This is a genomic window from Paenibacillus sp. J5C2022, assembly GCF_025567625.1.
Classification (GTDB): Bacteria; Bacillota; Bacilli; order Paenibacillales; family Paenibacillaceae; genus Pristimantibacillus.
The window spans coordinates 70,932-97,414 of record NZ_JAOQJC010000027.1 but is presented as its reverse complement, the minus strand read 5'-3'; the positions used below and the strand labels follow the sequence as shown (position 1 = coordinate 97,414).

Genomic DNA, 26,483 nt, shown 5'->3' with positions numbered 1-26,483 from the left:
TAGTTTTAACAGAAGAGCATTGAAGTCATTTTTCAATGTTGCAACGTCTCCTGCCGTACTGTCTTCTTGCATGACCGTTTTTTGCGATAGCAGACTGACCATGATATTTTTAGAAGCTATTTCCCAATAGCACAAAAACACTGCCGGCCCGCCAAAACCGCTAAAGGCTACGCTTGATGTCCCATTTACTTTCCAACCGGAAGGCGGGTTAAATGTAAACATCCCAGTTGGCATTGTTGCCGCCATAGAAGTAAGGAATCCAGAAGAAGGGGAGACGTTCCCTGTGCACGAGCTTCGACATCGTCTGAACCAGCTTCACGTCATAGGTGTCGTAATTCGGAACGCCCTCGGACAACCAGTACAAGCCGGCCAGCTCCAGATGGGAGTAGCCCGCTGCGCGCCAGCGGTCCTTGAGCTGCTTCATGTACCATTCCAGCGCCAGTACCCGATTGGCGTAAGCGCGAGCACGACTTTCGTCCGGTGCCTTCTATCGTTCAGCAGGACACCCGCTTCCTTGGTCGCCTCGTTAAGCGCGTGCATATCGCCTTCAGGCGCGAACGTCTTGTCCAGATACCATTGCCACCCCGCCAGATCCGTCGTACCGGTTCCCATATCGCCGCCGAAGTGCTCCGTCCACAAGCCGAGCATCAGCACCCCGTCGTACATCCAGTCCTGCGGCTGGCCCGATGCATCCGAATATAGAATGTACGGCATAATGTCATCCTTGCTCAAGTCGCCCTTGCCGCCTTCATACCAGCCGTTGTACAGCAGCACCATATCATTAATGCCGCCCGTATGCTTGCCTGGCTTCGGATAAGACGGCGGATCAAGCGGCACTTCCTTCGCTCCCCTTACCTTCACGTATGGCCATCACCTCATCCGATAGATTCGTGAATCTTATTGCTCACAACCTTTGACGGTGTAGCTTCCTTGTATAAACTGATAAGTCCAATCGTACAGCTGACGGTTCAGCGGATCGCTGCTGCGCGCGCTGTCAAGCAGCGAGGTGCTGCCTTGATAATAGGCTTTGAATGCTTGCTTCATGTAACCGTACTTTACGCCGCCGTTCAGGTACTCGATGTACTTGCGCCTCATCGCAGGCTCCTCGTTCATTCGCTCGTCGCATTCCATCTCCACCCCGACCCGATACAGCTGCGCCAGGTGGGCCGTGTCGCGAATTCGCTCCTCTCCCGTATCGTTGAAGAAGTGATTCGGCTGCAGCACGACAGCATCAAAGCCCAGATCCTTCCAGTCGTAGCTCCTCCCGCCGTAGAAGAACGGGATCCAGAAGTACTTCAGTCCTTGGTCGTGCACAAGACCGCTGACGTAGCGGATAAGCGTGTCCTCTTGCGGGATGTCGCAGCTGACCCCTTCGCTTAGCCAGTACATGCCGGACAGCTGCAGATGCGCGTACCCGGCTGTCTCCCATCGCTGCCGAACTTGCTCCAAGTACCAGCCCAGCAGCGAGCACTTCATCGCCAGCGCTTCGGCCCCCGTCGGCGGCCGGTCGCCCCGGATGCCCAGCTTGCCGTCGATCACTTGGAAGGAAGAAGTCAGCTCGCCCGGACTGGGCACCATCAGCACGACCTTCGTCCGGCGCTGCTTATCATTCAGTACGCGAGCGGCTACGCCGGTGGCCCGGTTCAACTCCGCAAGGTCTCCGCCTGCGGCGAACGTTTTATCCAGATACCAGTTCCATTCCCTCATAATGTCCGCCGAACCCGTCTCGAAGCTGAGCCCGCCGGGCGTCGATATGCCCAGCAGCAATACACCGTCGAACATCCAGTCCTTCAGCTCGCCTTGCTCATTCTCGTAGGCGATATAAGGCGTCAAGGCTTCCTTCGTCCAATTGCCGCAGCCATTGGCGTAATGCCCGTTGTACAGCAACACCATGTTCGCGATGTCCGCCGTATGCATTCCGGGCGGCATATACGACGGCTGAACGGGCAAGGCGGTCGCCGCATCATGCTCGTCGGCATCCGTCCCCCACACCTCCAGCTCGTCGGCCATCAGGTTGAGATCGGCCGTCAGCGTCACCTTCACGAAGCGTGCCCGGCAAGCGGCTCCGATGCGGTCCCGGCCGCGCAGACCGTCCCGCTTGCAATCCCACTCGTAGACTTGCTCATGCGGCGGACCCGGCGCCCATATCGGCATACTGGAAGGAAGGTGGGAGACCAGCCCCCATTCCACGCCGTCCATCGAGGCGTAGAGAGATACGGTTGCGGGAAAGAAAATCTTCACCTCCGTCTGCTGCATAAAGCGCAAGGCGACCCGCCCTACCGCCCGCTCTCCTCCCAGATTGAGGATAATGCCGCGGGTCGTCCCTCCCGAGAAGCGGACCCACTCTTCGTCCGATGCACACAGCATCGCTCTTCTCCCATTGGTCAGCACACGCTGGCCCGTCTCAATGACGCCGTCGATATCGACGATGTCGTAAGGCAGCCCCGCCGCCAAATTTTTCTGAACATTAGTGATCATGACTTGCACCTCCTATTGATAGAATCCCTTCCTTTATCCCACGATGCCCGAACGCTCTACACTCTCTACGAACTGCTTCTGCAGAAGCAAGTACAGCAGGACGAGCGGCAGTATAACCATGACGATGCCCGCGTTCAACCGGACAGAAGTAAGGACGTATTCCGGCGAATTCGTGCTGAGCAGCCCCGGCAAGGCCGCCAGCTGCATTGACAGCACCTTCGTATCCGTCAAGTACATGGAGACGTAGAAGGAATCGTTGTACTGCCAGACGAACGAGAAGAGTACGACGGTCACTATGGCCGGCATCGCATTCGGCAGCATAACCCGCCAGAACGTTCGGAATACGCCGGCGCCGTCCACGAGCGCGGCTTCTTCGATCTCATTGGGCAGCGAGCGGAAGAACTGGCGGAAAATATAGATGTACAGCCCGTTCTTCAGACCCGTAGCCGTCAGCGAAGCCAGGACGAACGGCCACTTCGTATCCAGCAAATTCACGCCGGGCCTGCCCGTGAACAGCTCTACCAGGCCGAACACATCGAAGAACCGATAGTGCATATAAGTCGGAATCATAATCGTCTGCGGCGGCACAATGATCGTGAAGACGACGAGGATGAACAGGATGCCCTGCCCCTTGAAGCGAAGCCGGGCGAAGCCGTACCCCGCCAAAGCGCAAGAGGCCATCTGCAGCACGGCAGCCATCGTGGAGATGCTGAGCGTGTTAAGCAAGGAATCCCAATATTTCATCCGCTCCAGCACGAACAAAAAGTTCTCCATCGTAGGATGCTTCGGGAACCATATGATCGTCTGGTCATAAATATCTTGCCTGCCTCGCAGCGCAAGCGATACTTTCAGCAGGATGGGGTAGACAATAATGTAGCCGATTCCGATGATCAGCGTCGTTCGAAACAGCTTCCATCCCCAGTCCTTCATCGCTTCCACCGCCACTGCGGATTTATGCGTCATGATAGAACACCCTCCTTGATATCAGCAGCGTGAACAGACCGAGCAGCAGCATAATGACGACGAAATAGATCCAGGACATCGCGGCGCTAAGACCAAACTCATACAGCTTGAAGGAAGTTTCCTTCAGCAAGCGCGACATCGGGCCGTTCAGGAACGAGTCGATAATCGTGTAGATTGTATTCGTCAGTATGAGCGGCGACATGAGCGGAAACGTAATTTTCCAGAAGTTCTCGTAGCTCGTGGCTCCCTCAATACGCGACGCTTCGAACAGGGAAGGCGGAATGGACTGCAACCCCGCCAGGAAGATGAGAATCTGGACGCCGGAGGCGCTGATGATCTCATAGATACGGGAGACGGCATCCGTCAAATAATTGACGAAGGAGCGGCCCAGCCCCAGATCGTGCAGGAAGCCCTTAAGGGCGAACAAGCTGAGACCGCTGGTTGAGCCGTCCCCCTCCGACATGGAACGTCCGATCGCCTGGCCCATCACGTCCGCCCAGTCCAGGCTGGATATAACGCCTGTCGAGACGATGACGGGAAGGAAGAACACCATTCGCGCCAACGCACGGCCGCGAAATCTGTTGTTCAGGATGACGGCGATGAACAGGCTGAAGAAAATAAGCAGCGGAACGTTGACCAGCATATTCGTCACGGATTCCGTCAGCACGCGGTTAAAGGAGGGATGGACGGTGAACGCCTCGAGATAATTTTTCCATCCCACATACATAAGCGACATCCCCTTCTCCTCCAGCTTCATATCGCTCATGCTGAACTGGAACGATTGAAGCAGCGGTATGGCGAACAGGAACAGGAAGCCGATGAACCACGGCAGTATGAACAGCACGCCCATCCAAGCTTTTCTTCGGCTTAACGTCAAGCGGGCAATTCGCATCTTACCTGTCCCCTTTCCAATAGCTTCTCGCCTCAATCGTCATCCCTTCTACCGTGACAGGGAATCTGTTGTAATTCACGCAGATGGCCGTGCCGTCCTCGTACGTCGTGCGATAGACGCCCGAGGCAAGCTTCTCATGCTTCACCATCAGCTGATGGCGAACGTTGCGCAGCGCCTCATCCGCTTCTCTGTACACGCGTGCCGCCTCATCGATCCAATCCTTGTACGCATGCGCGTACAGGTTCGTGGATCTGCTCTGCATCAGGTTGACATCCGCATCATGGTACCAGCTGTAATGTACGGTACTGCCTGATTCGATCGCCTGCAGCAGATTGATGTGTCCGTCCTGATCCAGCGCCGTGTTGAACGGCTTGGCAGCCATGTCCATATAACCGTGGAATACCAACTGATAGAACGGCACAGATTCATCCGTAATGTTATAGCCATTGCTGGCTATAGGCGCGTTGACGATCGCCTTCGCATACGGAGCCGCATAGCCATTCCCGCCGCTCAGCATCAAGTCGGACACCTCGGCTCGCAGCTCTTTCGTGGCGGCCTCCGCGAGCGCAGCGCTCTGCTGGCGGTTGATCGGCCGCTCCTCGTCATAGTTCGCATACAGCTCGTCGCCGAGATCGCGCAGCGACAAGCTGCTCCACCCTTTCGCAGATACGCCCCGCAGGAAGCCGTCTACGATGCCGGGCAGCAAGTCCGGCGACAGCGGATAGTAGTCGAAGTACAAGTCATCATAGAAGAAAGTAGGCATATCCGGCTTGTTGACGACCGCAGGCAACTGCGATATATATTTGACGCTGTCTCTGGACGGACGGAAGCCCTTACCCTTCCTGTACACTCGCATAAATGCCGTATCGGGGTATACTTGCACATTCCGCTGCTGCATCTCCTCCATGAAAGCGTCGAGCTCCCTCTCGCTGCCCAGCGCACCTTCGAGTCGCAGTCTGGAAGGCAGCGAATGGTGCAAGCCACCGTCCGACCAGCCGCCGAGCCTGAGCTGTACGCCTTCCACTCCGCGCTCCTGCAGCTCCCCGATCATTTCTTCCGCTTCCACATAGGTCGTTAGCGCATGAACTTCCTCATAAGGAATGCCCAGCAGCGACTTCGGCACTTCGACGCTGCCGATCAATTCCAGCATGAACGGGATGTGCTCCCGCTTCTCCAGCCTCTTCATGTCGTAACGCTCCAGCAGATATTCCCTGTACATGCGCGCCATGCCGGAATAATCCGCTTCTTCGCCATGCAGGAAGCCGTAACTGATCGTAATCGGTCCGTCATAAGGCTTGCTCTGGAATACGGGGTTCGAGCTCGCCTTCTCGGCTCCTTCGATAAGCACATACCCTTTGCTCATGACGGTGAATGTGGCGGAGGCCGTATTGTAGCTATGCAGCCGGCCGCTAATATCCGCCTTGATCGTGGCGATTGCGTCGCCTTCCTCGACGATTGCGAGCCATGCGTGCTCCCCTTGCTTCATCCCGTACACGGGCAGCCTGGCCGGCTCCGGCTCTCCGAACTTCTCCTCCGCAGGCAAGGCGACATCATCGCCGTACATCGGTGCGATATAAGCCGGCTCCGACGTCCTGCCGTTGTTCAGAGTGATGAGCGCGCCGGAGCCGTCCGGCACGAATATGTAGCCTTCGTCCTGCATAGAGCCCGCACCGAACATTTCCATAAGCGCGATCGCATGCAGGGGAAGCGTACCCAATTGCTCGACCGCCCCTGTATCGATGCTTACTGCCAGCCTATCCTCCCGCAGCCTGTAATCGACGGGAACGAGATATCTGGCAATATCGCCCGACTCCTGGCTCTCTACGCCGTGAGCGCTCTGATCCTCCTGCAGATCCTCCTCCGTATAGCCGACCTCGTCCAGAATGGCGAGCACATTCTCTGCGGCCAGCGCCGTCAGCTCGCGGCGGATGTATACCCCCGCTTCCGGATCATGCTTGAACCGCTTCTTCAGCTCTGCTTGCTGGTGCTTGTCGCTCAGCCGGTCCAGCAGCTTCTCCTGGAATCTCGCTTCGCTGATTACCTTCGGGATAGACTCGATTCCCCGCTCAATCACTCCGACGGTATAGATGACCTTGACTCCGTCCTCCAGCTCCTCGATCTGAAATTGACCATGCTCCACGCTATCGGCGAAGCTGTTCAGTTTCTGCTCCTGTCCTTTCATCGTCAGCGCGGTGAGCGTAAATGCGGAAGAGAGAATCGCTTTATTGTCTCCTGATGCGATGGCATCTTGCTCCCAATGCTCCGGATTGGAGCGCCACAGCTTGCCGCTCGGCTTATGCTTGACCGCCAGCTCCGTCGTCTCCCGGTTCATATAGAGCACAAGCGTCTCCGTCTCCGCCTCCTTCGTCATGGATGCCGGTGGCTGGCTGCTGTCCGGGCTCCATCCGCGGGCTTCCCCCGCCTCCCCGGATGGCACACCGCCTGTAGCCCGCAAGGCCTGCTCTGCCGCCGCGATCGCCGCCTTGTAATCATGTTCCTCCCGCTGCACAATGAACCAGACGGCCAGGAGCAGGAGGCATGCGCCCGCAGACGCTACCGCAATGCGTAGTTTTCTATTCATGGCTCCTCCCCCCGTCAGCGCAATGACAATTCTTGATAAACCGTGGATACGAACACCATCAGCTGCTGCACGATGCTGAAGAACAACAGCGCCAGGAAGATGATGATCGCGATAACGACAACCGTCAGCAGCATCGTAATCACCGTCTTAAGCGGCGTGAATTGATGCACAGTCATCGTCCCGACGAACAGCAATCCGATGAACCACAGCAAGGCTATGCTATCGAACAGAAGGAAGAAGGCAATCTCCTCCGTCGTCATGATCCAGCTGAAGAACAGCTGCGGAATGTAGACGAGCAAGAGCGGAAGCATCGCATAGCCGGAAGCGATCACGATCTCCCGGAATTTGCCTTCGCCGTCCATCAAGGTCGTGAGCGACCAGCTCGCGATACACCATACGATGAACGGTACGATGACTAGCGCCATCTCACTCACGCTGCTCATCTCGGGGATATAATATCCCGTCACCAGAAAGCCGGAATAAAACTTGCGCAGCATCGACAACACCGCAACGCCAATGACTATGCTCCATGCGACCCACAACTGGCCCTTCTGCTCGTACTTCAGCTCCCAGAACATGGAGAACGGCTTGATGGACGTCCGCAGCGCAAGGCGCATGGGACCGCCGTTCTCCGAGACGATGGCGGGCAGCCGCTTGCGAAGCGTGAACAGCGCTGCCGCCGCCAGCAGCAGCCCGATGAACAAATACGAGAAGTTGTCCCACAGCCAGTCTTTGCGGCTCGCGCCGAATGCTTTCGAATAATAGGGACGATGCTCCCCCCGCTTGAAGCTGGCCATCGCCGCTTCATACTCGCCGGACTCGAACTTGGCCTTGCCGATGCCGACATGAGCGAGCTCAAGATTCCGATTGAGCTGCGACACTTCATGCCACAGCCGCGACGCTTCCTCTTCATGCCCGTTGTAATAAGCGCTTGAAGCGTCGAGCAGCAGCTTGCCGTAGCGCGTCGGGCGGAATACGGACAGCCTGTGGAGCGTCCGGTCCGCCACGATGATGCCGTCGTCCACCCACTCCACCTCGGCCGGCGCCCGGAAGTTGCCGGCCTTATCGCCGACTTGGCCGAACTGGAACAATAGATTGCCGTCTGCGTCGTAGGTGAATATTCTGCCGCGCTTGGCATCCAATGCCGCGTATATGCCATTGCCGTAGACGGCTACCGATATGAAGGCGGAACTGCCCCGGAAGCTTCCTCCCCTTGTCACCCGCAGATCGCCCTGGATGTTGGAGGTGCCCTTCAGGTCCAGCACATCGATGCCTGATGGGTTGAGCCGCTTCACCATCTGGGTCGAGATATTGTTCTCCGTAGCGGTAGCGTAGACGAAGCCTTCCTCATCGATATCCACATTGTTGAATTCTACCGGTATGTACAGATTCATCTGCTTGCGCTGCGCTTCCGTCGCCAGTTGCTTCCAGAACAAGTCCGCGGCGTCGAACCGGACCATATTTTTGCCCGTAAAGCCGGTGAACCGGCCGGCGGCGTCGTATTCCACGATGCCGTCGTATACGCCTTGGCTGACGACGAACAACCGGCCGGCGGCGTCTGCCGTCAGCTTGACGGGCACGAACTTGAAGTCGTCCCGCACGACATCGGATTGCGGCGCCTCAACGATTCGCATATATTCTCCCTGCTCATTCAGCATAACCACTCTGCCGTTGCCGGAATCCGCAATATATATGACATTATTGTCATCGACGAATACGCCCTTCGGTTCTTTGAACTGCTCCGTCGTCCCGTTCTTCACGAAGGAATCGATTACCCGGCTGCCGCTCCAGGAGGCGTCGGTTACGACGACGCGGTTGTTGCCGGTATCTGCGATGTAGATGGAGCCGTCCGGCGCCGCGAACACATCCTCCGGATTCAGGAAGCCCCCCGCGCCGATATCGTCCCCGTATACAATCCTCTCCGGCAGATAAGGGAGCGGAGCGTGGACGGCCTCCCCGTAGCTGGAGTAGGAATAGCCGTAATAGGGTGCCGCAGAGACACTGACCGCCGGCAAGGAGATCGCAAGCAAGACGAAGATGATAGCCATTTTGCGTAAAATGATGAATCTCCCCTTTCTCGTTAATCCTTCATGCCGGAAGTCGACATCGTCTGTATGACATTGCTCTGCGTTATGACGAATATCAGTATCGGAACGGAAATCATAAGCAGCGTAGCAGCCATGGAAGGTCCCGTGCGGACGATGCCGCCCGCCAATATCTGTCCCAACGCGTAATCGATCGTCTTCAGCTGCTCGCTGTAAATGTACACCTTGCCCGAACCGCCGCTGCCCCAGAGGCCCTGGAAGGAGAAAATAATAAGCGTAAGCCATGCGGGCCTGACGATCGGCATGACGACGCGCCAGAATATCCGGTATTCGCTGCAGCCGTCGATTCTGGCCGCCTCCAGTATCGCATCCGGCACCATCTGCTCCATGAACTGCTTCATCAGGAATAAGCCGAGCGAGGAGCCGAACGCCGGGATGATGACCGCCCAATAGCTGTCCAGGAAGCCGATCCACGACATCGTCATATAGTTGGGAATCGCGGTCACGTGCGGCGAGAACATGAGCGACAGGACGACGATCGCGAACAGCGCGTTGCGCCCCGGGAACTGCTTCTTGGCTAGCGGATATGCCGCCAGAGATGCGAAGATGACATGACCCGCCGTACCAATGACGGCGATGAATACCGTATTGAAAATATATCTCGTATAAGGCACCCAGAACGCCGCCAGCAAATGATACAGATCGACAAAGTTGACCAGCGTCGGATAGCGGACAAAAAACTTCGGCGGGAACAGGAAGATCTCATCCAGCGGCTTAAAAGCGTTGTTGATGACAAAAACGAGCGGCATCGCCATGAAAGCGCCAACTCCTGCGAGCAGGAGAAAGAGCAAAATGTCGACGGTCCAGGAACGGTTCAGCCGTCTTGCGCGCAGCCGCAATCGTAAGGAAGCTATTCTCATTCCCCGACCCTCCGCAGCATTTTTTGTACGAGCAAGTTGGAGCCCAGCATAATGACGAACAAGACAGTGGCGATCGCCGAAGCGTAGCCCATCTCATAACGGATTCCGCCGAAGTCGTTCAGATGCGTCACGATCGTATGGCCCGCGTATTGTATGCTCGGAAAGCCCGCGATCTCCGTCGAGACTTCCGCGATGGCGAATGAAGCCGTAATCTGGATGACCGCGCCGAACATTAGCTGCGGGCGCATGGAGGGCAGCGTAATGTACCACAGCTCCTGCCACCTGTTGCGGATGCCGTCCACCGCCCCCGCTTCGTAGAGCGTCTTGTCCAGCCCCTGCAATCCTGCGATGAAGGCGAGGAAGCTGGTGCCGAGACTAAGCCACAACTGTACGATGATGAGGATAAGCAAAATGTATTTCGGACTGGTCAGCCATAAAACAGGCTCCAATATGAGATGGTTCTTCATGAGAAACGCATTCACATAGCCGTAGGAATCGTTCGCGAACAGCAGCTTCCATACGATGAACGCATTGCCGGACAGCGCCGGCGCATAGAACACGAGCGTCACGAATGCTCTCAGCTTCGGCGATAGCTCATTGATGAGCCAGGCCAGCACGAAGCAAGCAACGTAGCTGATCGGCCCCGTAATCGTTGCCAACAGCAGCGTATTTTTCACCGCAATCAGGAACACCTCATCCGTCACGAACAGCCTGGCGTAGTTTTGCAGACCTACCCAATCCGGAAATTCCAGCATATTGAAATCCGTCAAGCTGAGCAGCATCGACACTATAACCGGGAATACGGTGAAGGTGAAGAAGACGACAAAGAACGGCGCCAGCATCACATAGGATGGCCGGTTGGCTTTCAGCGTCCGCAGCATTGTGCGCTGATGTATCCCTAGTCGCTGCTGCAATGGCTGCTTTGACTTTGATCTAGTCGTTTCGGTCGTTACAGCGCTCATCTCTTCTCCCCCTTCATTCGGCTGTCGGCAGGTCGAATTCCCGCCGCTTCACCGTAATCTCCTGATTAATCGTCCGCACATATTCCTTCAACGTCTCCCTCGGATTGTCGTTCGTATTGATGACCCGGAAGAACGCATTGTTCAAGTGTCGCTCGGTGAAGTAACCGCCCGGCACATCCGGGATGCCGCGCACCCATTCCAACTGCTGCTGCAGCGACTGGATATCCTGTGGCGGCCAAGGCAGCTCCGCCAGCGCTTCCAGATTGGCTGTCGGGTAACGCGCGGAAGCGCCCATAATCGCTTCCAGCTCCCGTCCGTACGTCAGCTGCGACTGCTTCGTGGTCCACCAGTCGATGAACGCCCAAGCGTTCTCCTTATGATCGGCGGACCGGAACATGACTGCTCCCGTCGATTTCGATGCCGCTTCGCGGCGGATGACGCCGTCGTCGCCCTGCATGCCCGGTACGGGCGCGAAGCCCCACAAGCCGCGAATTTCCGGCGCGAATACGACCAACGTATTGTAGGTGGAGTAATCCGCGATGCCGATCGGCATCTCGCCTACCCGGAAGCGGTTCGGGAAGTCGAACACTTCCGGCGTCTTGTAGTTGGTATAGAGATTCGTCCACTCCTTGAACGCCTTCTGCGCCTCTTCTGTGCCCAGTCCGGACGATATGCCGCCGTTCAGATAATACGAACCGCCTTCCTGATACAGCAGAATGTCCATCGTATCCTTCGGCGTAAGTCCGATATTCATCTGATGCTTGTTCAGCACGGGGATGATGCGGTAGATGTCCTCCCATGTCTGCGGAACGTCCAGTCCCAGCTCCTCCAGAATATCCTTGCGGTAGAACAGCATCGGGAACGTCTGCTGTTCCGGTACCGCATAGACACCGCCTTCATAGCGGAACGGCACGAATGCGCTGTCCGCGAATCGTCCGCTTACCTCCTGGAACGAGGCGAATTGCGACAGGTCTTGCAGCGCACTCCGCATCGCGTAATTGACGACCTCCGCCGTCTGCAGGGCAACATCAGGGCCGGAACCCGCCAGCGTGGCAGGCAGCACGACGGCTGGATCGACCAGTTGCAGATTGACCGATATGCCGGTCTGCGGCGTGAATTCGGCATCAATCATTCGCTTGATGATCCCGGCCTGATCCCGGCCGCCCGTAATCCACACATCTACAGCTTCCCCTTCAATGGCAGAAGCGCCCACACTCTCGTAGTCGGTGAAGAAGGACGTGAAGAAGGACAACATCTCATACCATAACTTAGCCCACCAGGACACATCCCCTCGGGGCAGCTTGCTGTCCTCCGACGCGATAACAATATAATCGATTTCCAGAGGGAGCTCTGTAGCGGTCAGCAGCCAGGTGCCCAGCGCAACGATATTGTTTTTGAACGCCGTCAGCCGCTTGATGATCGATTCCGGATCGGCTGCCAGATCGTCCAGCTGAAAGGCTACTGTCTGAAGTACCGACGTCCGCTCGCCGCGCCCGCCATACCGTTGCTCCATCAGCTTCACGGCCGCCCATAGCTTGTCGCTATTGTCCTGGTAAGTCCCTTTCAGCTCAGGTATTTTTTTGGTCAGCTCATAATCGCGATACTGATCGGGTGATGCGCCGGTAATCATCAGCACTTTGCGATAAAGCGCATTCAATTCCAATATCGTCGATTCCACTTCGCTCATAATCGGCTTCATGTCGCCAAGCGTTACTTCCAGGGAGAGCCGGTGCTCCCCTTTCGTCAAGTAGAACCAATACGGCTCCTCTCCGTCGCCGGCCTCCATCATCTTCCATCCATTGTCCGGCTTGAACATGATCCGTCCCGCTTCCTGGAACGGCAGCCTGCCGTCAATCGTAAGCTTACGCGGGACCTGTTGATGTTGAACGAGGTTTTGCCTATATTTGAACGCAATTCTGTACAAGCCATCCTGCGGCACATCAATAGCCCATGTGATGGATTGGCCGGGGATACGCCAGTTGTTGCCGCCTATCGTGTTCAATCGAATGCTTCCGAGCTTCTGCGGCTCCGTCGCGGGGCTTGAGCGATCTGACTGCGGATAGAGCATAGGGCTGGACGTATAGAGCGTCTGCTCTCCTTGCACCTTGATCGTCACGCCCTCCTGCTTCCGGTAGCCCTTCTCTTCGAACTCCGCCTCCCACTCCGCATAGGTCGGTACGGGCTTTGCATGACGCAGCTCCAGGTAATCGATCAGCATTGACTCCCGCACGGATTCCAGAGTGATCACCTGCTTGCCCCTCGGAAAGTAGACGGCGAACGGCTCCTCCACATAGCCTTCCGCATCCTGAAGCAGCATCTCTCGCCATTCCGGCTTCTCAACCTGAGATGGCCGTAGATCGTTCCCAGCCTTGTCCCGTTCGAATTCATCCGCCTCGCTGCCCCATATGCGCGGGAAGAGCAAGCGCTCTGCTTCCGCGAATGGGGACTGGCCATTAAGCAGCAATCGACGCTCTATCGATTCGTTCCTGCCGCTCACAGGATAGTAGCGAAGCGCAATATGGTAGAGCCCCTCTTCTGCAATATCTACTTCCCAACTCAGCTCTCCCTGCTCCTCTGTTCGGACGGAGATCGTGCCTTCCTCGCTGACGACAACCGCTTCCATCCCATTCGCCAGGGTGTATTGTTCCCCCTCCAAGCGAATACTGGCCTCTGGACGCGTCCGTTCCCGGTTCTTCTCCGCATACCGCGTATATGTCCCTTCCTTAGCCTTCAGTGACGCCCCGGCAGGGGCGGGAGAAGCTTCCGCGCTCTTCGCCCTTGCGCCGGACGACCCGCCCAGCGTTGGAATGATCAAGATCAGGAGCGCCAGCGCTATGACTATGACACGGCCTCCCCAGACACCGGCTCCCATGTTCTTCCCTCCTTGAAGCGTTGTACCCGCATTATTCCGACGCGTTCATCAAGCCTTCCATAACTGGACGCACCTTCGCCATGCCGGTCTCCGGCGTCTCCTTGCCGGCGGCAATGTTATCCCATACCTCGCGCATCTTCGCCTCGAAGTCGGGAATGCCGGCCCAGTCTGGCGAGGTCATATACTGTCCCATCTCTAGGTATATATCGAGACTCTTCTGATCCGCGAACAACGACTCTGTCCATGCGTCGATTTCCCCTTCCGGCGCCTTGTTCGCGAACATGTAATCAATGTACAATCGGACCGCATCCGGATTTGCCCCTTTCGGTACGAACCATAACGACACGTTCGTCAAGCTGTTGGAGTATTCATTCGCTTTCGGCCCTTTCGGTATATAGACGAATCCATAGTCCTTGCCAAGCGCTTCCTGAATACCTCCGCCTTCCCAGCCTTCACCGTACCGCATAGCAATATTGCCCTCGTTGAAGGAAGTAATATAATCGTCCCAGCTGCCGGATTGATTCGGCTTGACGACTTTATGCACATGATAGAGGTCGTTGAAGAAATGCAGCGCTTCCATCGCATTTGGATTATCGCCGTCGTATACCATCTTGCCGTTGTCCATCTTGGTCAAATCCGTATCGTTCGAGGAGATGAACGCTCTTACGAAGTTGACCGAATTGATTGACACACCGTATTGGTCTAGCTGTCCGTCACCGTTCGTATCCTTAGTCGTCTTCTTGGCAATATCAAGGAACGCGTCCCAATTCCACATGCCTTGCTCATGCAGCTCCTGTGGATCGGTCAATCCTTCCTTCGCCAGTATCGCACGGTTGTAGTAGATGCCTCCGCCTCCGCCGAAGTCGGTCGCGAAGCCATACACCGTATCGTTGTAGCCCCCTATTTCCTTCAGCCTGCCATGCCACTTTGGGTCGGTTAAATCGACAATGTCGGACAGCGGCATAAGCATGTCGTTCTCCACCATCGCCGGGAATGCGCGATAACGATCCAGCATGAACACATCCGCAATCGGCTCGCCCGCAATGATGGAGGCCGTTACTTTATCCTGAATGCCATCCCATGGGATAATATCGAATTGAAATTTAGTGTTGTGCTTCTCCGCCATTTCTTTTTCCATCGCGATCTTCTTCTCGCCTTGATCCGTACCTTCCTCGCCGCCCGCATAACCCCAGGAGACGACCCGAATTGGCTTGCCGCTCATATCGATAACTTCCGGCTCATCTTCTACTGGATTCGGTTCGGGCTCCGTTGTTGCCGTTTCCTTCCGATCCGACGTTTCAGATCCTTTATTTTCCCCTTCGCCGGAACCTGTTCCGTTGTTATTGCCCGAGCAGGCGGTCAGTGCAGCAACTATCAGGAGCACAAAGCATAGACTGGCATACTTCTTTAACATCTTGTTCAATTTTCACAGACCTCCCCGTCACAATGAATTTTTTCTCCAAAAAAATGAAGCTTGAATGAAGTCATTTTTCGTAAGCGATTAAACACATATTATCATCATCATGAGAAGATTCATTTCATTTTCGTATGCAATTGTTGGATTATCGTCCGCGCTTCCTCACGTCTCTTCCAACGCATGCTTACGATAATAAACCGGAGAGATGGTGCAGATGTCCTCCAGGTGCAAATCCTCTTCCCGGGATAAACAAAAACATCGCCAACCTCATATAATGAGTAGTTGGCGATGTTCTCGTTAACCTTATGACTTTTCCAGCAAATCCTTCACTGCTACACTGACCATAATCAATCCTGCCACAGGAGGGACAAATGCGTTACTGGATGGCGGCTGCTGCGCCTTGCGAATTTCCGGAGCGTTGTCCGGCACTATTCGCTGCGTCACATCTTCCCTTGGCTTAATTGGCTCTTCATCGGAGAAGACAACCTTCACGCCCTTCTTAATGCCGTCCTTGCGAAGCTTCGTGCGAACGACCCGAGCAATGGGATCGGTGTGCGTCTTCGATATATCCGCCACCTGGAATCGTGACGGGTCCATTTTGTTGGCGGCCCCCATGCTGGAGATGACCGGAATGCCCCGCTCCAGACATTGCTTGATCAGGTGGATCTTGTATACAATCGTATCGGACGCATCCAGCACATAATCCAGCGGATAGCTGAACAACTGCTCGTACGTTTCTTCCGTATAGAACATGCGCAGAGAGATGACGTCGCATTCCGGATTAATCAGCTTGATTCGATCTCGCATCAGATCCGCTTTCGGCTCTCCTACAGTCGTTGTCAACGCATGAATTTGCCGATTGATATTGGTAATATCTACAACATCCTTATCGATCAGGATGATTCGGCCTACTCCTGTTCGGGCTAGCGCTTCGGCAGCGATAGAACCGACTCCGCCGATACCGAGCACGGCAACCGTGCTGTCCTTCATTCGCTGCAGACCCTCGGGTCCGATTGCCAGCTCCGTTCGTGAGAATTGATGGAGCACTTGCAGCCGCCTCCTTTCGTATATCTTCGCTTTACTATGCCTTCTCAGTAGCCGCCGCTGCCGCCGTCTGCTGTTTCGGCTTTACAACCGTGCGAATATGAAGCTGTTCAAGCTGGGACGCTTCCACCTCGGATGGCGCATCGCAGAGCAGATCGGTCGCGCTTGCCGTTTTCGGGAAGGCGATTGTTTCTCTCAGGTTCGTACGGCCCGCCAGCAGCATAACAAGACGGTCGAAGCCGAAGGCGATGCCACCGTGTGGAGGCGTTCCGTATTCGAATGCGTCCAGCAGGAAGCCGAATTTCTCTTGCGCTTCTTCCATGGAGAAGCCGAGCGCCTTGAACATTTGCTCCTGTACATCGCGCTTGTATATCCGCATGGAACCGCCGCCTACTTCATATCCGTTCAGCACAAGATCGTACGCTTGCGCGCGGATTTGGCCCGGATCGCTTTCGAAGTAGGATAGATCTTCCTCGTTCGGACGCGTGAACGGATGATGCTCCGCCACATAACGCTTCGCATCCTCGTCCCATCCCAACAGAGGGAAGTCTACTACCCAAGCGAACTTGAACTTGGACTCGTCGATAAGACCCAGGTCGCGTCCTAACTTCAGGCGAAGGTTGCCAAGCACGTCGGCAACGACCTTCGGCTTGTCCGCGGAGAATGTAAGCAGGTCGCCCTCCTCTACTTGAAGGCGCTCAGTCAGTGCCTCGATTTCTTCAGGCTTAAGGAATTTCACGATCGGTCCGCGCCATTCCCCGTCCTTGACTGTAATCCATGCCAGCCCTTTGCCGCCGTAGCGTGCCGCGAATGGTTGAAGATCATCCAGTTCCTTGCGGCTCCAGCTTGCGCAGCCTTTTGCGTTCAGTGCCTTCACGACTCCGCCGCCTGCCGCTACGCTGGCGAACACCTTCACATCGCTGCCGGACACAATGTCTGTAATATCTTCGATTTCCAGTCCGAAGCGCAGATCCGGCTTGTCGGAACCGTATTTGTTCATGGCATCCTTATAGGTAATGCGTTGGAATGGCAGCTCCAGTTCAACGCCTACTGTCTTCTGCAGCAATTCGGCCATCAGCTGCTCCATCATGCCCAGCAAGTCGTCCTGAGACAGGAAGGAAGTCTCAATGTCGACTTGCGTGAACTCGGGCTGGCGATCCGCACGGAGGTCCTCATCGCGGAAGCAGCGGGCGATTTGGTAATAGCGCTCAAGTCCGCCAACCATTAGCAATTGCTTGAAAATTTGCGGCGACTGCGGCAGAGCGAAAAATTCGCCTTCATGCACCCGGCTCGGCACCAGGTAATCGCGCGCCCCTTCAGGCGTGCTCTTCGTCAAGATAGGCGTTTCCACCTCCAGGAACCCTTGTCCGTCCAGGAAGTCGCGGAACACCTTCGCAGCCTTGGAACGAAGCAGCAGTGTCTTCTGCATTTCCGGACGACGAAGATCGAGATATCGGTACTTCAGGCGAATCGCTTCATCGACTTCTACACCGTCTTCGATCTGGAACGGAGGCGTTTTGGCGCTATTCATCACTTCAATATCCGTCACGCGCACTTCGATTTCGCCGGTTGCCAGGTTAGGGTTGAATGTCTCCTGATCCCTCTCGACAACCGTTCCCTTTACAGCAAGTACATATTCGCTGCGCGCACGATCGGCAATCGCCAACGCGTCGCCGGAAAAGTCGGGGTTGAATACAATCTGAACAATCCCGGAACGGTCACGCAAATCTATGAATAGCACACCACCCAAATCGCGGCGGCGCTGCACCCACCCATTAAGCGATACAGTCGTTCCTACGTCAGCTTTCGTTAACATACCGCAATGATGCGATTTAAGCATTGTCATCGTAATTTCCTCTTTTCTTATGTGTTTGATGAGACAACCTCTCTCGAGGCTTTTCGGGGACGAGCAACCTGCCAAATGGAAGGTTCAGTTTCAATTATTTCGGAAACTCATTCATTCTGACTATAAATCGAGTGAATCTGCTTTAAGTGAGCGATGCTGATCGCTTAGCTTTGATTACAGCGCCAAGCTCATGAAGTGGAACCATCGCCTGCTCCCCGCTCGTCATCTCTTTCAGCGCGATCTCGCCGCGATTCAGCTCGTCTTCACCGAGGATCGCGGTGAAAACGGCGCCCATCCGATCGGCCGACTTCAACTGGGCTTTCATCTTGCGGCCGCCATAGTCCTTCTCAGCCGACAGTCCCTGGCTTCTCAGCTGATAGAGCATGCGGGTTACTTCACGTTCCGCAGCTTCGCCAAGTGCAACCAGATACACGTCAAGCTCGTGCATATTAGGGAGCTCTGTCTGTTGATGCTCCAGCAGCAGAATCGTCCGCTCCAGCCCCAATCCGACACCTACGCCAGGCTGGTCCGGACCGCCAATATCAGCGACGAGACCGTTATAGCGTCCGCCCCCGCCGATCGTATCGATAGCGCCAATTCCTTCCGCTTTATACTCGAATGCGGTATGCGTATAGTAATCAAGACCTCTTACAAGACGATGATTGATAGCATACGGAATGTCCATATCCGTCAAATACTGCTTCACCTTCTCGAAGTGATCGCGGCATTCTTCATCCAGACTATCCAGTATAGAAGGCGCATCATCGAAGTATTTCGCGTCTGTCTTGCAATCCAGTACCCTCAGCGGATTGCGATCCATTCTGGACTGACAATCTTTACATAGCAGCTCGCGCTTCGGCTCTAAATACTGGAGCAACTTTTCCCTGAATGCAGCCCGTACGGCCGGCGTTCCGACAGAGTTAATTTCGACCTGTACATCCTTCAATCCCACCTCGGTATAGAAGGTGTACCCAAGCGCAATGACTTCCGCGTCCAGTGCGGGGTCGACAGAACCGATCGCTTCAACTCCGAACTGGTGAAGCTGGCGATAACGGCCCGCTTGCGGCCGCTCATAACGGAACATAGGTCCAATGTAGTATAGCTTGGACGGATCAGGCTCGCCATACAGCTTATTTTCGACATACGATCGAACCACTCCCGCAGTGCCTTCCGGACGAAGCGTCAAGCTGCGGTCGCCGCGATCTTGGAATGTGTACATTTCCTTCTCAACAATGTCGGTCGTTTCGCCGACGCCCCGTTGAAACAGCTCCGTCGCTTCGAAGATCGGAGTACGGATTTCCCGAAAATTATAGCGCCTGCACACCTCTCTTGCTTTATTCTCAACAAACTGCCATCTTTCTACTGTTCCAGGCAAAATATCCTGCGTTCCAGGCGATTTTTGAAATGCCAACTGCAACCCCTCCTCACTCATATTCTAAGTATTGTTGATCTCGGGCTGTAACAAAAAAACTCTCGTCCCTAACGGCATAGCCGAAAGGGACGAGAGAGTTCTCTCGTGGTACCACCCAAATTCCGAGTCTGCTCGTTATACGAGCGCTCGCTTCACGACGGGTAACGTCCGTCAACCGCAAATGGCTAGTAAGCTCACTAATTGTACCGCTTCGCTCGGTCCTAGAACCGACTATAACCGGTTTTTACACGCTGTTCGCCATTTGTTCTCGGGGAGGTTCTTTCATTCATCCGATATAAGGGTGCTTGCAGCCTATTGACACCCATCTCTGTATATACCATGATGAATTACTTTGTCCCGTCATCGAATCATCATTTGGTTTCAAGATATCGATTGATTGATCGACTGATTGCTGATATCTTTTGAGTCTTCGTCCATTTCTTTCTGACAATAGATATAACTGATTAACAATTTTACTCCGCTTCCTCCAGAAAGTCAACTGCCGACCGTGTCGACTGACTGCATCGTGCCGATTACATCATGCCGACTGCATCATGCCGGCATCAACGAGCTTTATCCACTGGCTGCATCATCGCAACAGTTACCTCATCATATACGCCAACTTCACATGGAGAACAAAACGTGACTGATATAACTGATATTTACACAGATATCTCTCAGATGTTTAAAATAGCGGGCCAGATGTATGGCAACCGGGAAAACCATTTATATCTTGAATCATATGGAATGGATACTGCTTTACTGCATATTGGTTCTGATACAAATATTCTTGCAATACAACCGTATTGTTGTTCAAGCTGCACAACACGCCCGATACTCCCTGACCGTTCTTCAAGGAGACCCCTACAGGTTGCCCGATCAACATAATCGCCTTCTGATACCATGGCAATGATCAACACCTCCCGTATCCATTGTATGTGGATCGTCTCAAGGAGGAGCTTAACCTAACCTGCCCGTTTTTAATGTGCGTCAAGCGGCTGTTATTGATTGCGAATTATCGGAACCAACTAAGTTTTGCCTACGCTTCAAACTCTGAGTACTTGTAGGATTGAGGTTGCTTGTTCCCTTAAGCACAAGTTGAAGCAAGCATACTAAAGGGGACATAGGCGACATCGATTGTCTCCAACTATAGTTCATTCGGAAGCAGTACTCATCCAAGTAGTTTTGGGCATACTTCATGCCTATACCGTGGAATGTCTCAGCAACCCAGCGAAATGCCTCGGTAGCAATGATAGCTAATGGAAACAGAAATGGACATTGTTTAATTTTTGTGTTGACCGCTGCTGCATTCCACCCGTATGCACGAAATTTCTCGCTTGTGTCTCCTGATTCATAACCATCCACCCAGTAATCCTTAATATCTCCATACGGAAATTTACGATTCCGGGTATGCTTGACATGAAACTGCAACGATTTCACTTCTGGATGACAACAGTTCCTTATAAACAGTCGCTGCTCCGCATCAGATAAAGCTCTCCTTACTTCTCCCTCGCGTTCAATCAGCTTAATCTTGTAATAAGGAGCATTTGTAATGCCTGAAGCGACTTGATCAGTGCTTTTCAATTGTTGTTCTGTCTCATTATTCCCTCTAGCTACAACGATTGACCTTTCCCGTTTCATACGCTCATCCGTGATGATTATCTGCTTCATGTAGATGTCATGCTTAGCTTCTACATCGCCGGATAACAACTGATCTGTATCCCAATCGGATATCACCTGGCGAATCTTGTGAAGCATACTCCACGCTGTCTTATAAGTGACTTGCAGCAGCTTGGACAATTGAACGGCATTGACACTGCCTTCACAAGAAGAGACAAGAAATATCGTCAACAGCCATTTGTAGATCGGCGTACGGCTTTTGTGCATCATTGTATTGGAAGTTAGAGATGTTTGCCCATTGCACCCCTTACATTCATATAATGGCAATGTTCGTGTTGATATACTGTATGCATCGGAGCAATCGCAAGAAGGACACCGAAATCCGTTCGGCCATCTTGCTTCTTCCATAAAAGCGATACATTCCGCTTCCGTCTTGAATTGAGACTGGAATTGCTTAACGGCATCCTTCAGCATTTTTGTCCCCCTACAAAAAAACGATCATTTGTTCTTATTCAAACTATAACACAACCCCTTCAAAATAGCAAACAAATGTTCTTGTTTTTTATTAAGAGATCCTCTATCATTTTGAGTGCACTGAGTTGCATTAACTCTCTTCCGCGGGTTATCTATATGGCTGATCATATTCTTCGCTGTATCATGTGTTTTTCTAACCTGTTCACTCTCCCATTGCTTCAGGAAGTGAAAATTGATTATTGAGTTTAATCAATACACGACTGGCCAAAACTAGAATGATATCGACTATTTTGGCATGTATATCGAACAGAGTTGAAACAGATGAGCGATGAACAGATTCTATGGAGATTTCATTTAGTGTGGTGGTTGGTATTTCAAATATAGTTCATATTTCTTGAGACATATAGACAAATCGATTAAAGATAACATCGATCTGAAAGATACTTGAATACAAACACCTGAGTTAAGGGGAGAGTGAGGCCTGCTGGGCATGTGTGACTGATGATGTGACCGCAGAACGATGATTATTGGGCGTTCGTTTCTGAGCTGATGGGAGAGTGAGGCCTGCTGGGCATGTGACTGATGATGTGACCGCAGAACGATGATTATTGGGCATTCGTTACTGAGCTGATGGGAGAGTGAGGCCTGCTGGGCATGTGTGACTGATGATGTGACCGCAGAACGACGCTTATTGGGCGTTCGTTTCTGAGCTGATGGGAGAGTGAGGCCTGCTGGGCATGTGACTGATGATGTGACCGCAGAACGACGCTTATTGGGCGTTCGTTTCTGAGCTGATGGGAGAGTGAGGCCTGCTGGGCATGTGTGACTGATGATGTGACCGCAGAACGACGCTTATGGGCGTTCGTTTCTGAGCTGATGGGAGAGTGAGGCCTGCTGGGCATGTGTGACTGATGATGTGACCGCAGAACGACGCTTATTGGGCGTTCGTTTTTGAGCTGATGGGAGAGTGAAACCAATGAGGAAAGCAGACAGGAAACAACGAGGCCGCTATGCGACTATCTAGTCCACTATTTGGACAGAAAAAAACCTGCAACATATGCAGGTCCAAAGTAAAGTTTATATTATAAAAAAGGGGGTCGATAGTTATTATATGCCCCCGTTGTTAAGGTGACATTATCGTAAGGTTACAGTATGATTACAAAATAGTAAGCGTTTCATTTTCGAGGGGTTCTGACATGTCGAGACTTGTTTCCCCATTCTTCGGCAAATTCCGTATCGCTGTCCTGCATTGACATAGTCTGCGCTTCCCGATGATCCGCAGACAACATTCTGCGCGAAACACTTACCATACCTTGCTCTTTCCTCGATTGGTGCATCATGCAACAGCTCCCAGCCATTTAATATGCCGCAGGCTGCATTCGTGATTCGTGATTCGTAGTTTGTGATCACGAATCCCCAAGTACGTCCAAGTATCACCATCTCCAATAATGTCGACACTTGTCTTGGCATGTTTGCTGCAAGCGGATATAAATAGTGTTGCCAGATGCTGAAATATTAAGCACCGCTCTCAACGATTAATGTGACCGGACCGTCATTGACAAGCTCTACATCCATGTCAGCGCCGAACTTTCCAGTCTCGACAGTAAGACCGGCTTCCCGCAAGTAGACGTTAAGCATCTCATACACGGATTCAGCATGCTCCGGTCGGGCGGCCGCCATAAAGTTGGGACGCCTGCCCTTCCGACATTCCCCATACAATGTGAATTGAGAAATGGACAGGACCGATCCGCCTACATCCTGTACAGAAAGATTCATCTTGCCGGATTCATCTTCGAAAATGCGAAGCCCTGCCAGCTTGTCCGCCATCCACTTCGCATCAGACTCCGTATCCTCATGCGTCACTCCGACAAGCAAAACCATTCCATGCTCTATTTTACCTGTTGTTTCTCCATCTACAGTTACTTGCGCTTGCTTGCTTCTTTGTACAACTACTTTCATGATGACAATCTCCTCTATCCGCTATTGCATGATGCGCTGGACGGAATAAATATCCTGTACCCGCTTGATCTTCTCCACGACGGCGGACAAGTGATCAATATTGCGGATCAATACCGTCATATGGATAAGCGCCATTTTGTTTTTTACAGAACGTCCCGTTACGGCCGAGATGTTGGTCTTGCTCTCCGATACCGCTTGAAGCACTTCGTTGAGCAGGCCTCTCCGGTCATGACCAGTAATTTCTATATCAACGCTGTAATTCGCCTCATTGGACTCTTCCCATTCCACTTCAATAACGCGTTCAGCTTCTTCCCCTTCACCGCCGAATGGAATGTTCAAGCAGTCCATGCGGTGTACGGATACACCGCGTCCACGTGTAATATAACCTACGATAGCATCCCCTGGCACTGGATTGCAGCACCGGGCAAACCGCACTAACAAATTATCCACGCCTTTAACGGTCACACCATGATTGGGCCGGTTTTTCCGATTGGTCGTTCCGGCTTTAATTTCCTTCACTTCGCCTGTAAGCTCGATCTGATTGGCTTCTTCGGCTTCCTTGCGCATTTTCTCTGTCAGCTTGGTGCAAATCTGGGCAGCCGTAATACCGCCGAATCCGATCGCCGACATCATATCCTCAATATCATGGAACGTGAATTTTGCCGCAGCTTCCATCAGCTTATCGTCCGTCATCCATTGCGGCGGTTCCAGCCCAAGCCGCCGCAGCTCGCGCTCCAGAAGATCGCGGCCTTTCGCAACGTTCTCCTCTCGCTTCTCCTTTTTGAACCATTGCCGTATTTTACTACGGGCATGAGAGGATTGCGCGATTTTCACCCAGTCCTGGCTCGGTCCGTAAGAATGCTTGGAGGTTAATATTTCGACAATATCTCCCGTCTTCAGCTTGTGATCCAATGGAACGATGCGTCCGTTCACCTTCGCGCCTATCGTTCGGTTGCCCACCTCTGTATGAATACGATAAGCAAAATCAAGCGGAACCGAGCCGGCAGGCAGCTCGATGACTTCTCCGCTCGGTGTAAACACGAAGACCAGATCGGAGAAGAAATCCATCTTGAGCGATTCCATAAACTCCGCCGCATCACGTGTTTCATTTTGCAGCTCCAATATTTCACGGAACCAGGTCATTTTATCTTCAAAGCTGCCGCTTGGCACAATTGTGCCTTCTTTGTAGGCCCAATGGGCTGCGATACCGTATTCCGAAGTACGGTGCATATCCCAGGTTCGAATTTGCACTTCTGTAGGCTCGCCTTTCGGACCGATAACCGTCGTGTGCAGCGATTGATACATATTGGCCTTCGGCATAGCGATATAGTCTTTGAACCTGCCCGGCATCGGCTTCCATAACGTATGGATGATGCCCAAAGTGGCATAGCAATCTTTAATGTTATCCACAATGATGCGAATGGCAAGCAGGTCATAGATTTCATTAAACTGCTTGTTGCGTGTCGTCATCTTCTTATAAATGCTGTACAAGTGCTTCGGCCTGCCGGATATGTCGCCCTGTATTCCCATATCCTCCAGCTTCTCGGTTATCTGCGATATGACATTGTCAATGAATTGCTCCCGCTCCGCCCGCTTCTTCTTCATCAGATTGGCAATGCGATAATATTGCTGCGGATTCAAATACCGGAGCGCAATATCCTCCATTTCCCATTTAATCGCGGAAATACCGAGCCGATGAGCAATCGGACAGAAAATTTCAAGTGTCTCGTAGGCGATGCGACGCTGCGACTCCTCTGACTGATACTTCAACGTACGCATATTATGAAGCCTGTCGGCAAGCTTGATTAGAATAACACGAATATCCTGTGCCATAGCCACGAACATTTTCCGGTAATTTTCATTTTGCTGCTCTTCTTTGGATTGGAAGCGAATTTTCTCCAGCTTCGTAACGCCATCGACAAGCATCGCGCAGGTTTCCCCGAATTTCTCCTTCACGGTCTCCAGGTTGACTGTAGTATCTTCAACGACATCATGAAGAAGCGCCGCAATGATCGTTACGACGTCCATGCCCATATCCACCAATATTTCCGCAACCGTCACAGGATGCAGAATGTAAGGCTCCCCCGATTTCCGCACTTGTCCATGATGGGCTCTCTCGGCAAAGTCGTAAGCTTCCCTGATGCGTGCGAGATCCTGCTCCTTCATATAGACAGATGCTTTCTCCAGTAATTGCTCAATGCTCATGAAACGTCCCTTTCCAAGCGTATCGCCAGATTTCACTCTATTGAACACAGTTTTATAATATTATGCCTTTAAGTGCATCACTCCGTCAACTTCCGACATGAGAAATCCTCTATGGAAGCACTAAAAGATGAGTGTCCAGAATAATTGTAAAGAAAACTTGCTTCGCAAGCAAAAAACCGCTTATCATGCCTGACATTCCTCAGACTGATAAACGGTGATCGTAAATCATTACCTTCAAAGAAACATTATTCGTAAGTCATGAGCGAAAACAGCGGAATCTCTCCCAGCTTGTCACGCCCGTTCAAATAAGCAAGCTCAATCAGAAATGCTGCGCCAACAACCTCGCCGCCAAGCTGCTTGACCAAATTGATTGACGTCTCGATCGTGCCGCCAGTTGCCAGAAGATCGTCAGCGATCAGTACACGCTGGCCCGGCTCGATGGCATCTTTATGCATCGCCAATTGATCTTTGCCATATTCCAGCTCGTATCCTGCTGTAACAATTTCGCCGGGCAATTTGCCGCTCTTACGGATAGGAGTAAAGCCTACACCGAGCGCAAGAGCGAGAGGAGCGCCCACAACGAAGCCGCGCGCTTCCGGCCCCGCCACAACGTCAACATTCAAATGTTGGATTGCTGCTTTCATCTCTTCGATCGCAGCATGGTACGCTTGACCGTTTTTCAGCAAAGTCGTAATGTCCTTGAAGCGAATCCCCGGCTGTGGGAAGTCGGGAATTACTCGAATGTAGTCTTTGAACGAATAGGTTTCTTTTGACACACAAGGTCAATCCTTTCT

General features: G+C 53.1%; 18 protein-coding genes and 1 pseudogene. All 19 read right to left on the bottom strand.

Annotation, left to right across the window (positions count from 1 at the left end; genetic code table 11):
• The coding region (locus M6D81_RS20720) for a hypothetical protein (protein WP_262678925.1) at window positions 1-246 on the bottom strand (246 nt) is incomplete at its 3' end.
• Window positions 209-777: pseudogene (locus tag M6D81_RS20715) on the bottom strand (DUF4855 domain-containing protein). The gene M6D81_RS20720 and the pseudogene M6D81_RS20715, both read right to left, overlap by 38 nt.
• 120 nt (window positions 778-897) lie before the next feature.
• Entirely contained in the window at window positions 898-2,478 is a 1,581-nt protein-coding gene (locus M6D81_RS20710; RefSeq protein ID WP_262678924.1) for a DUF4855 domain-containing protein, read from the bottom strand.
• A gap of 33 nt (window positions 2,479-2,511) precedes the next feature.
• The gene (locus tag M6D81_RS20705; RefSeq protein ID WP_262678923.1) at window positions 2,512-3,441 is read right to left on the bottom strand and encodes a carbohydrate ABC transporter permease; all 930 of its coding nucleotides are present in this window, start codon (window positions 3,439-3,441) and stop codon (window positions 2,512-2,514) included.
• Complete coding sequence (locus M6D81_RS20700; protein WP_262678922.1) at window positions 3,431-4,333, bottom strand: carbohydrate ABC transporter permease; 903 nt, start codon at window positions 4,331-4,333, stop codon at window positions 3,431-3,433. Before M6D81_RS20700 ends, M6D81_RS20705 begins: the two co-directional genes overlap by 11 nt.
• 1 nt (window position 4,334) lies before the next feature.
• Window positions 4,335-6,914 carry a DUF5696 domain-containing protein gene (locus M6D81_RS20695; protein WP_262678921.1) on the bottom strand — a complete coding sequence of 860 codons (2,580 nt, stop codon included), beginning with the start codon at window positions 6,912-6,914 and terminating at the stop codon, window positions 4,335-4,337.
• A gap of 14 nt (window positions 6,915-6,928) precedes the next feature.
• The gene (locus M6D81_RS20690; RefSeq protein WP_262678919.1) at window positions 6,929-8,962 is read right to left on the bottom strand and encodes a YIP1 family protein; all 2,034 of its coding nucleotides are present in this window, start codon (window positions 8,960-8,962) and stop codon (window positions 6,929-6,931) included.
• Window positions 8,963-8,994: 32 nt separating this feature from the next.
• Window positions 8,995-9,879 carry a carbohydrate ABC transporter permease gene (locus M6D81_RS20685; protein WP_262678917.1) on the bottom strand — a complete coding sequence of 295 codons (885 nt, stop codon included), beginning with the start codon at window positions 9,877-9,879 and terminating at the stop codon, window positions 8,995-8,997.
• Window positions 9,876-10,841, bottom strand: a complete 966-nt coding sequence (locus tag M6D81_RS20680) for a carbohydrate ABC transporter permease (RefSeq protein WP_410795768.1) — start codon at window positions 10,839-10,841, stop codon at window positions 9,876-9,878. The genes M6D81_RS20685 and M6D81_RS20680 overlap by 4 nt, the downstream gene beginning before the upstream one ends.
• Window positions 10,842-10,854: 13 nt before the next feature.
• Window positions 10,855-13,713, bottom strand: coding sequence for an extracellular solute-binding protein (locus M6D81_RS20675; protein WP_262678916.1), 2,859 nt, complete (start codon window positions 13,711-13,713; stop codon window positions 10,855-10,857).
• Window positions 13,714-13,744: 31 nt separating this feature from the next.
• Window positions 13,745-15,127, bottom strand: a complete 1,383-nt coding sequence (locus tag M6D81_RS20670; RefSeq protein ID WP_262678933.1) for an ABC transporter substrate-binding protein — start codon at window positions 15,125-15,127, stop codon at window positions 13,745-13,747.
• Between the two features lie 306 nt (window positions 15,128-15,433).
• On the bottom strand, window positions 15,434-16,177 hold the full coding sequence (locus M6D81_RS20665) for a tRNA threonylcarbamoyladenosine dehydratase (protein ID WP_262678914.1): 744 nt from the start codon (window positions 16,175-16,177) through the stop codon (window positions 15,434-15,436).
• Between the two features lie 34 nt (window positions 16,178-16,211).
• On the bottom strand, window positions 16,212-18,014 hold the full coding sequence (gene aspS, locus M6D81_RS20660) for an aspartate--tRNA ligase (RefSeq protein WP_262678932.1): 1,803 nt from the start codon (window positions 18,012-18,014) through the stop codon (window positions 16,212-16,214).
• 148 nt (window positions 18,015-18,162) lie between these two features.
• Window positions 18,163-19,431, bottom strand: a complete 1,269-nt coding sequence (gene hisS, locus M6D81_RS20655; RefSeq protein WP_262678912.1) for a histidine--tRNA ligase — start codon at window positions 19,429-19,431, stop codon at window positions 18,163-18,165.
• A 685-nt stretch (window positions 19,432-20,116) separates the two neighbouring features.
• Window positions 20,117-20,317 (bottom strand): hypothetical protein, encoded by a 201-nt coding sequence (locus M6D81_RS20650; protein ID WP_262678930.1) that lies wholly within the window; start codon window positions 20,315-20,317, stop codon window positions 20,117-20,119.
• 104 nt (window positions 20,318-20,421) lie between these two features.
• Window positions 20,422-21,525, bottom strand: coding sequence for a transposase (locus tag M6D81_RS20645; protein ID WP_262678911.1), 1,104 nt, complete (start codon window positions 21,523-21,525; stop codon window positions 20,422-20,424).
• Between the two features lie 1,515 nt (window positions 21,526-23,040).
• Window positions 23,041-23,484, bottom strand: coding sequence for a D-aminoacyl-tRNA deacylase (dtd, locus tag M6D81_RS20640; RefSeq protein ID WP_262678910.1), 444 nt, complete (start codon window positions 23,482-23,484; stop codon window positions 23,041-23,043).
• 21 nt (window positions 23,485-23,505) lie between these two features.
• The gene (locus M6D81_RS20635; protein WP_262678909.1) at window positions 23,506-25,689 is read right to left on the bottom strand and encodes a RelA/SpoT family protein; all 2,184 of its coding nucleotides are present in this window, start codon (window positions 25,687-25,689) and stop codon (window positions 23,506-23,508) included.
• Between the two features lie 245 nt (window positions 25,690-25,934).
• Window positions 25,935-26,465 (bottom strand): adenine phosphoribosyltransferase, encoded by a 531-nt coding sequence (locus tag M6D81_RS20630; protein WP_262678908.1) that lies wholly within the window; start codon window positions 26,463-26,465, stop codon window positions 25,935-25,937.
• Window positions 26,466-26,483 lie beyond the last annotated feature (18 nt).

What these genes read in the sequence shown, in the direction of transcription:
- M6D81_RS20675 (WP_262678916.1), bottom strand. Translation starts at nt 13,713, where the DNA reads ATGGGAGCCGGTGTCTGGGGAGGCCGTGTCATAGTCATAGCGCTGGCG.
- M6D81_RS20650 (WP_262678930.1), bottom strand. Translation starts at nt 20,317, where the DNA reads ATGTTGATCGGGCAACCTGTAGGGGTCTCCTTGAAGAACGGTCAGGGA.
- M6D81_RS20700 (WP_262678922.1), bottom strand. Translation starts at nt 4,333, where the DNA reads ATGCGAATTGCCCGCTTGACGTTAAGCCGAAGAAAAGCTTGGATGGGC.
- dtd (WP_262678910.1), bottom strand. Translation starts at nt 23,484, where the DNA reads ATGAAAGTAGTTGTACAAAGAAGCAAGCAAGCGCAAGTAACTGTAGAT.
- M6D81_RS20670 (WP_262678933.1), bottom strand. Translation starts at nt 15,127, where the DNA reads ATGTTAAAGAAGTATGCCAGTCTATGCTTTGTGCTCCTGATAGTTGCT.
- M6D81_RS20685 (WP_262678917.1), bottom strand. Translation starts at nt 9,879, where the DNA reads ATGAGAATAGCTTCCTTACGATTGCGGCTGCGCGCAAGACGGCTGAAC.
- M6D81_RS20695 (WP_262678921.1), bottom strand. Translation starts at nt 6,914, where the DNA reads ATGAATAGAAAACTACGCATTGCGGTAGCGTCTGCGGGCGCATGCCTC.
- M6D81_RS20645 (WP_262678911.1), bottom strand. Translation starts at nt 21,525, where the DNA reads ATGCTGAAGGATGCCGTTAAGCAATTCCAGTCTCAATTCAAGACGGAA.
- aspS (WP_262678932.1), bottom strand. Translation starts at nt 18,014, where the DNA reads ATGCTTAAATCGCATCATTGCGGTATGTTAACGAAAGCTGACGTAGGA.
- M6D81_RS20690 (WP_262678919.1), bottom strand. Translation starts at nt 8,962, where the DNA reads ATGGCTATCATCTTCGTCTTGCTTGCGATCTCCTTGCCGGCGGTCAGT.
- M6D81_RS20705 (WP_262678923.1), bottom strand. Translation starts at nt 3,441, where the DNA reads ATGACGCATAAATCCGCAGTGGCGGTGGAAGCGATGAAGGACTGGGGA.
- M6D81_RS20680 (WP_410795768.1), bottom strand. Translation starts at nt 10,841, where the DNA reads ATGAGCGCTGTAACGACCGAAACGACTAGATCAAAGTCAAAGCAGCCA.
- M6D81_RS20635 (WP_262678909.1), bottom strand. Translation starts at nt 25,689, where the DNA reads ATGAGCATTGAGCAATTACTGGAGAAAGCATCTGTCTATATGAAGGAG.
- M6D81_RS20710 (WP_262678924.1), bottom strand. Translation starts at nt 2,478, where the DNA reads ATGATCACTAATGTTCAGAAAAATTTGGCGGCGGGGCTGCCTTACGAC.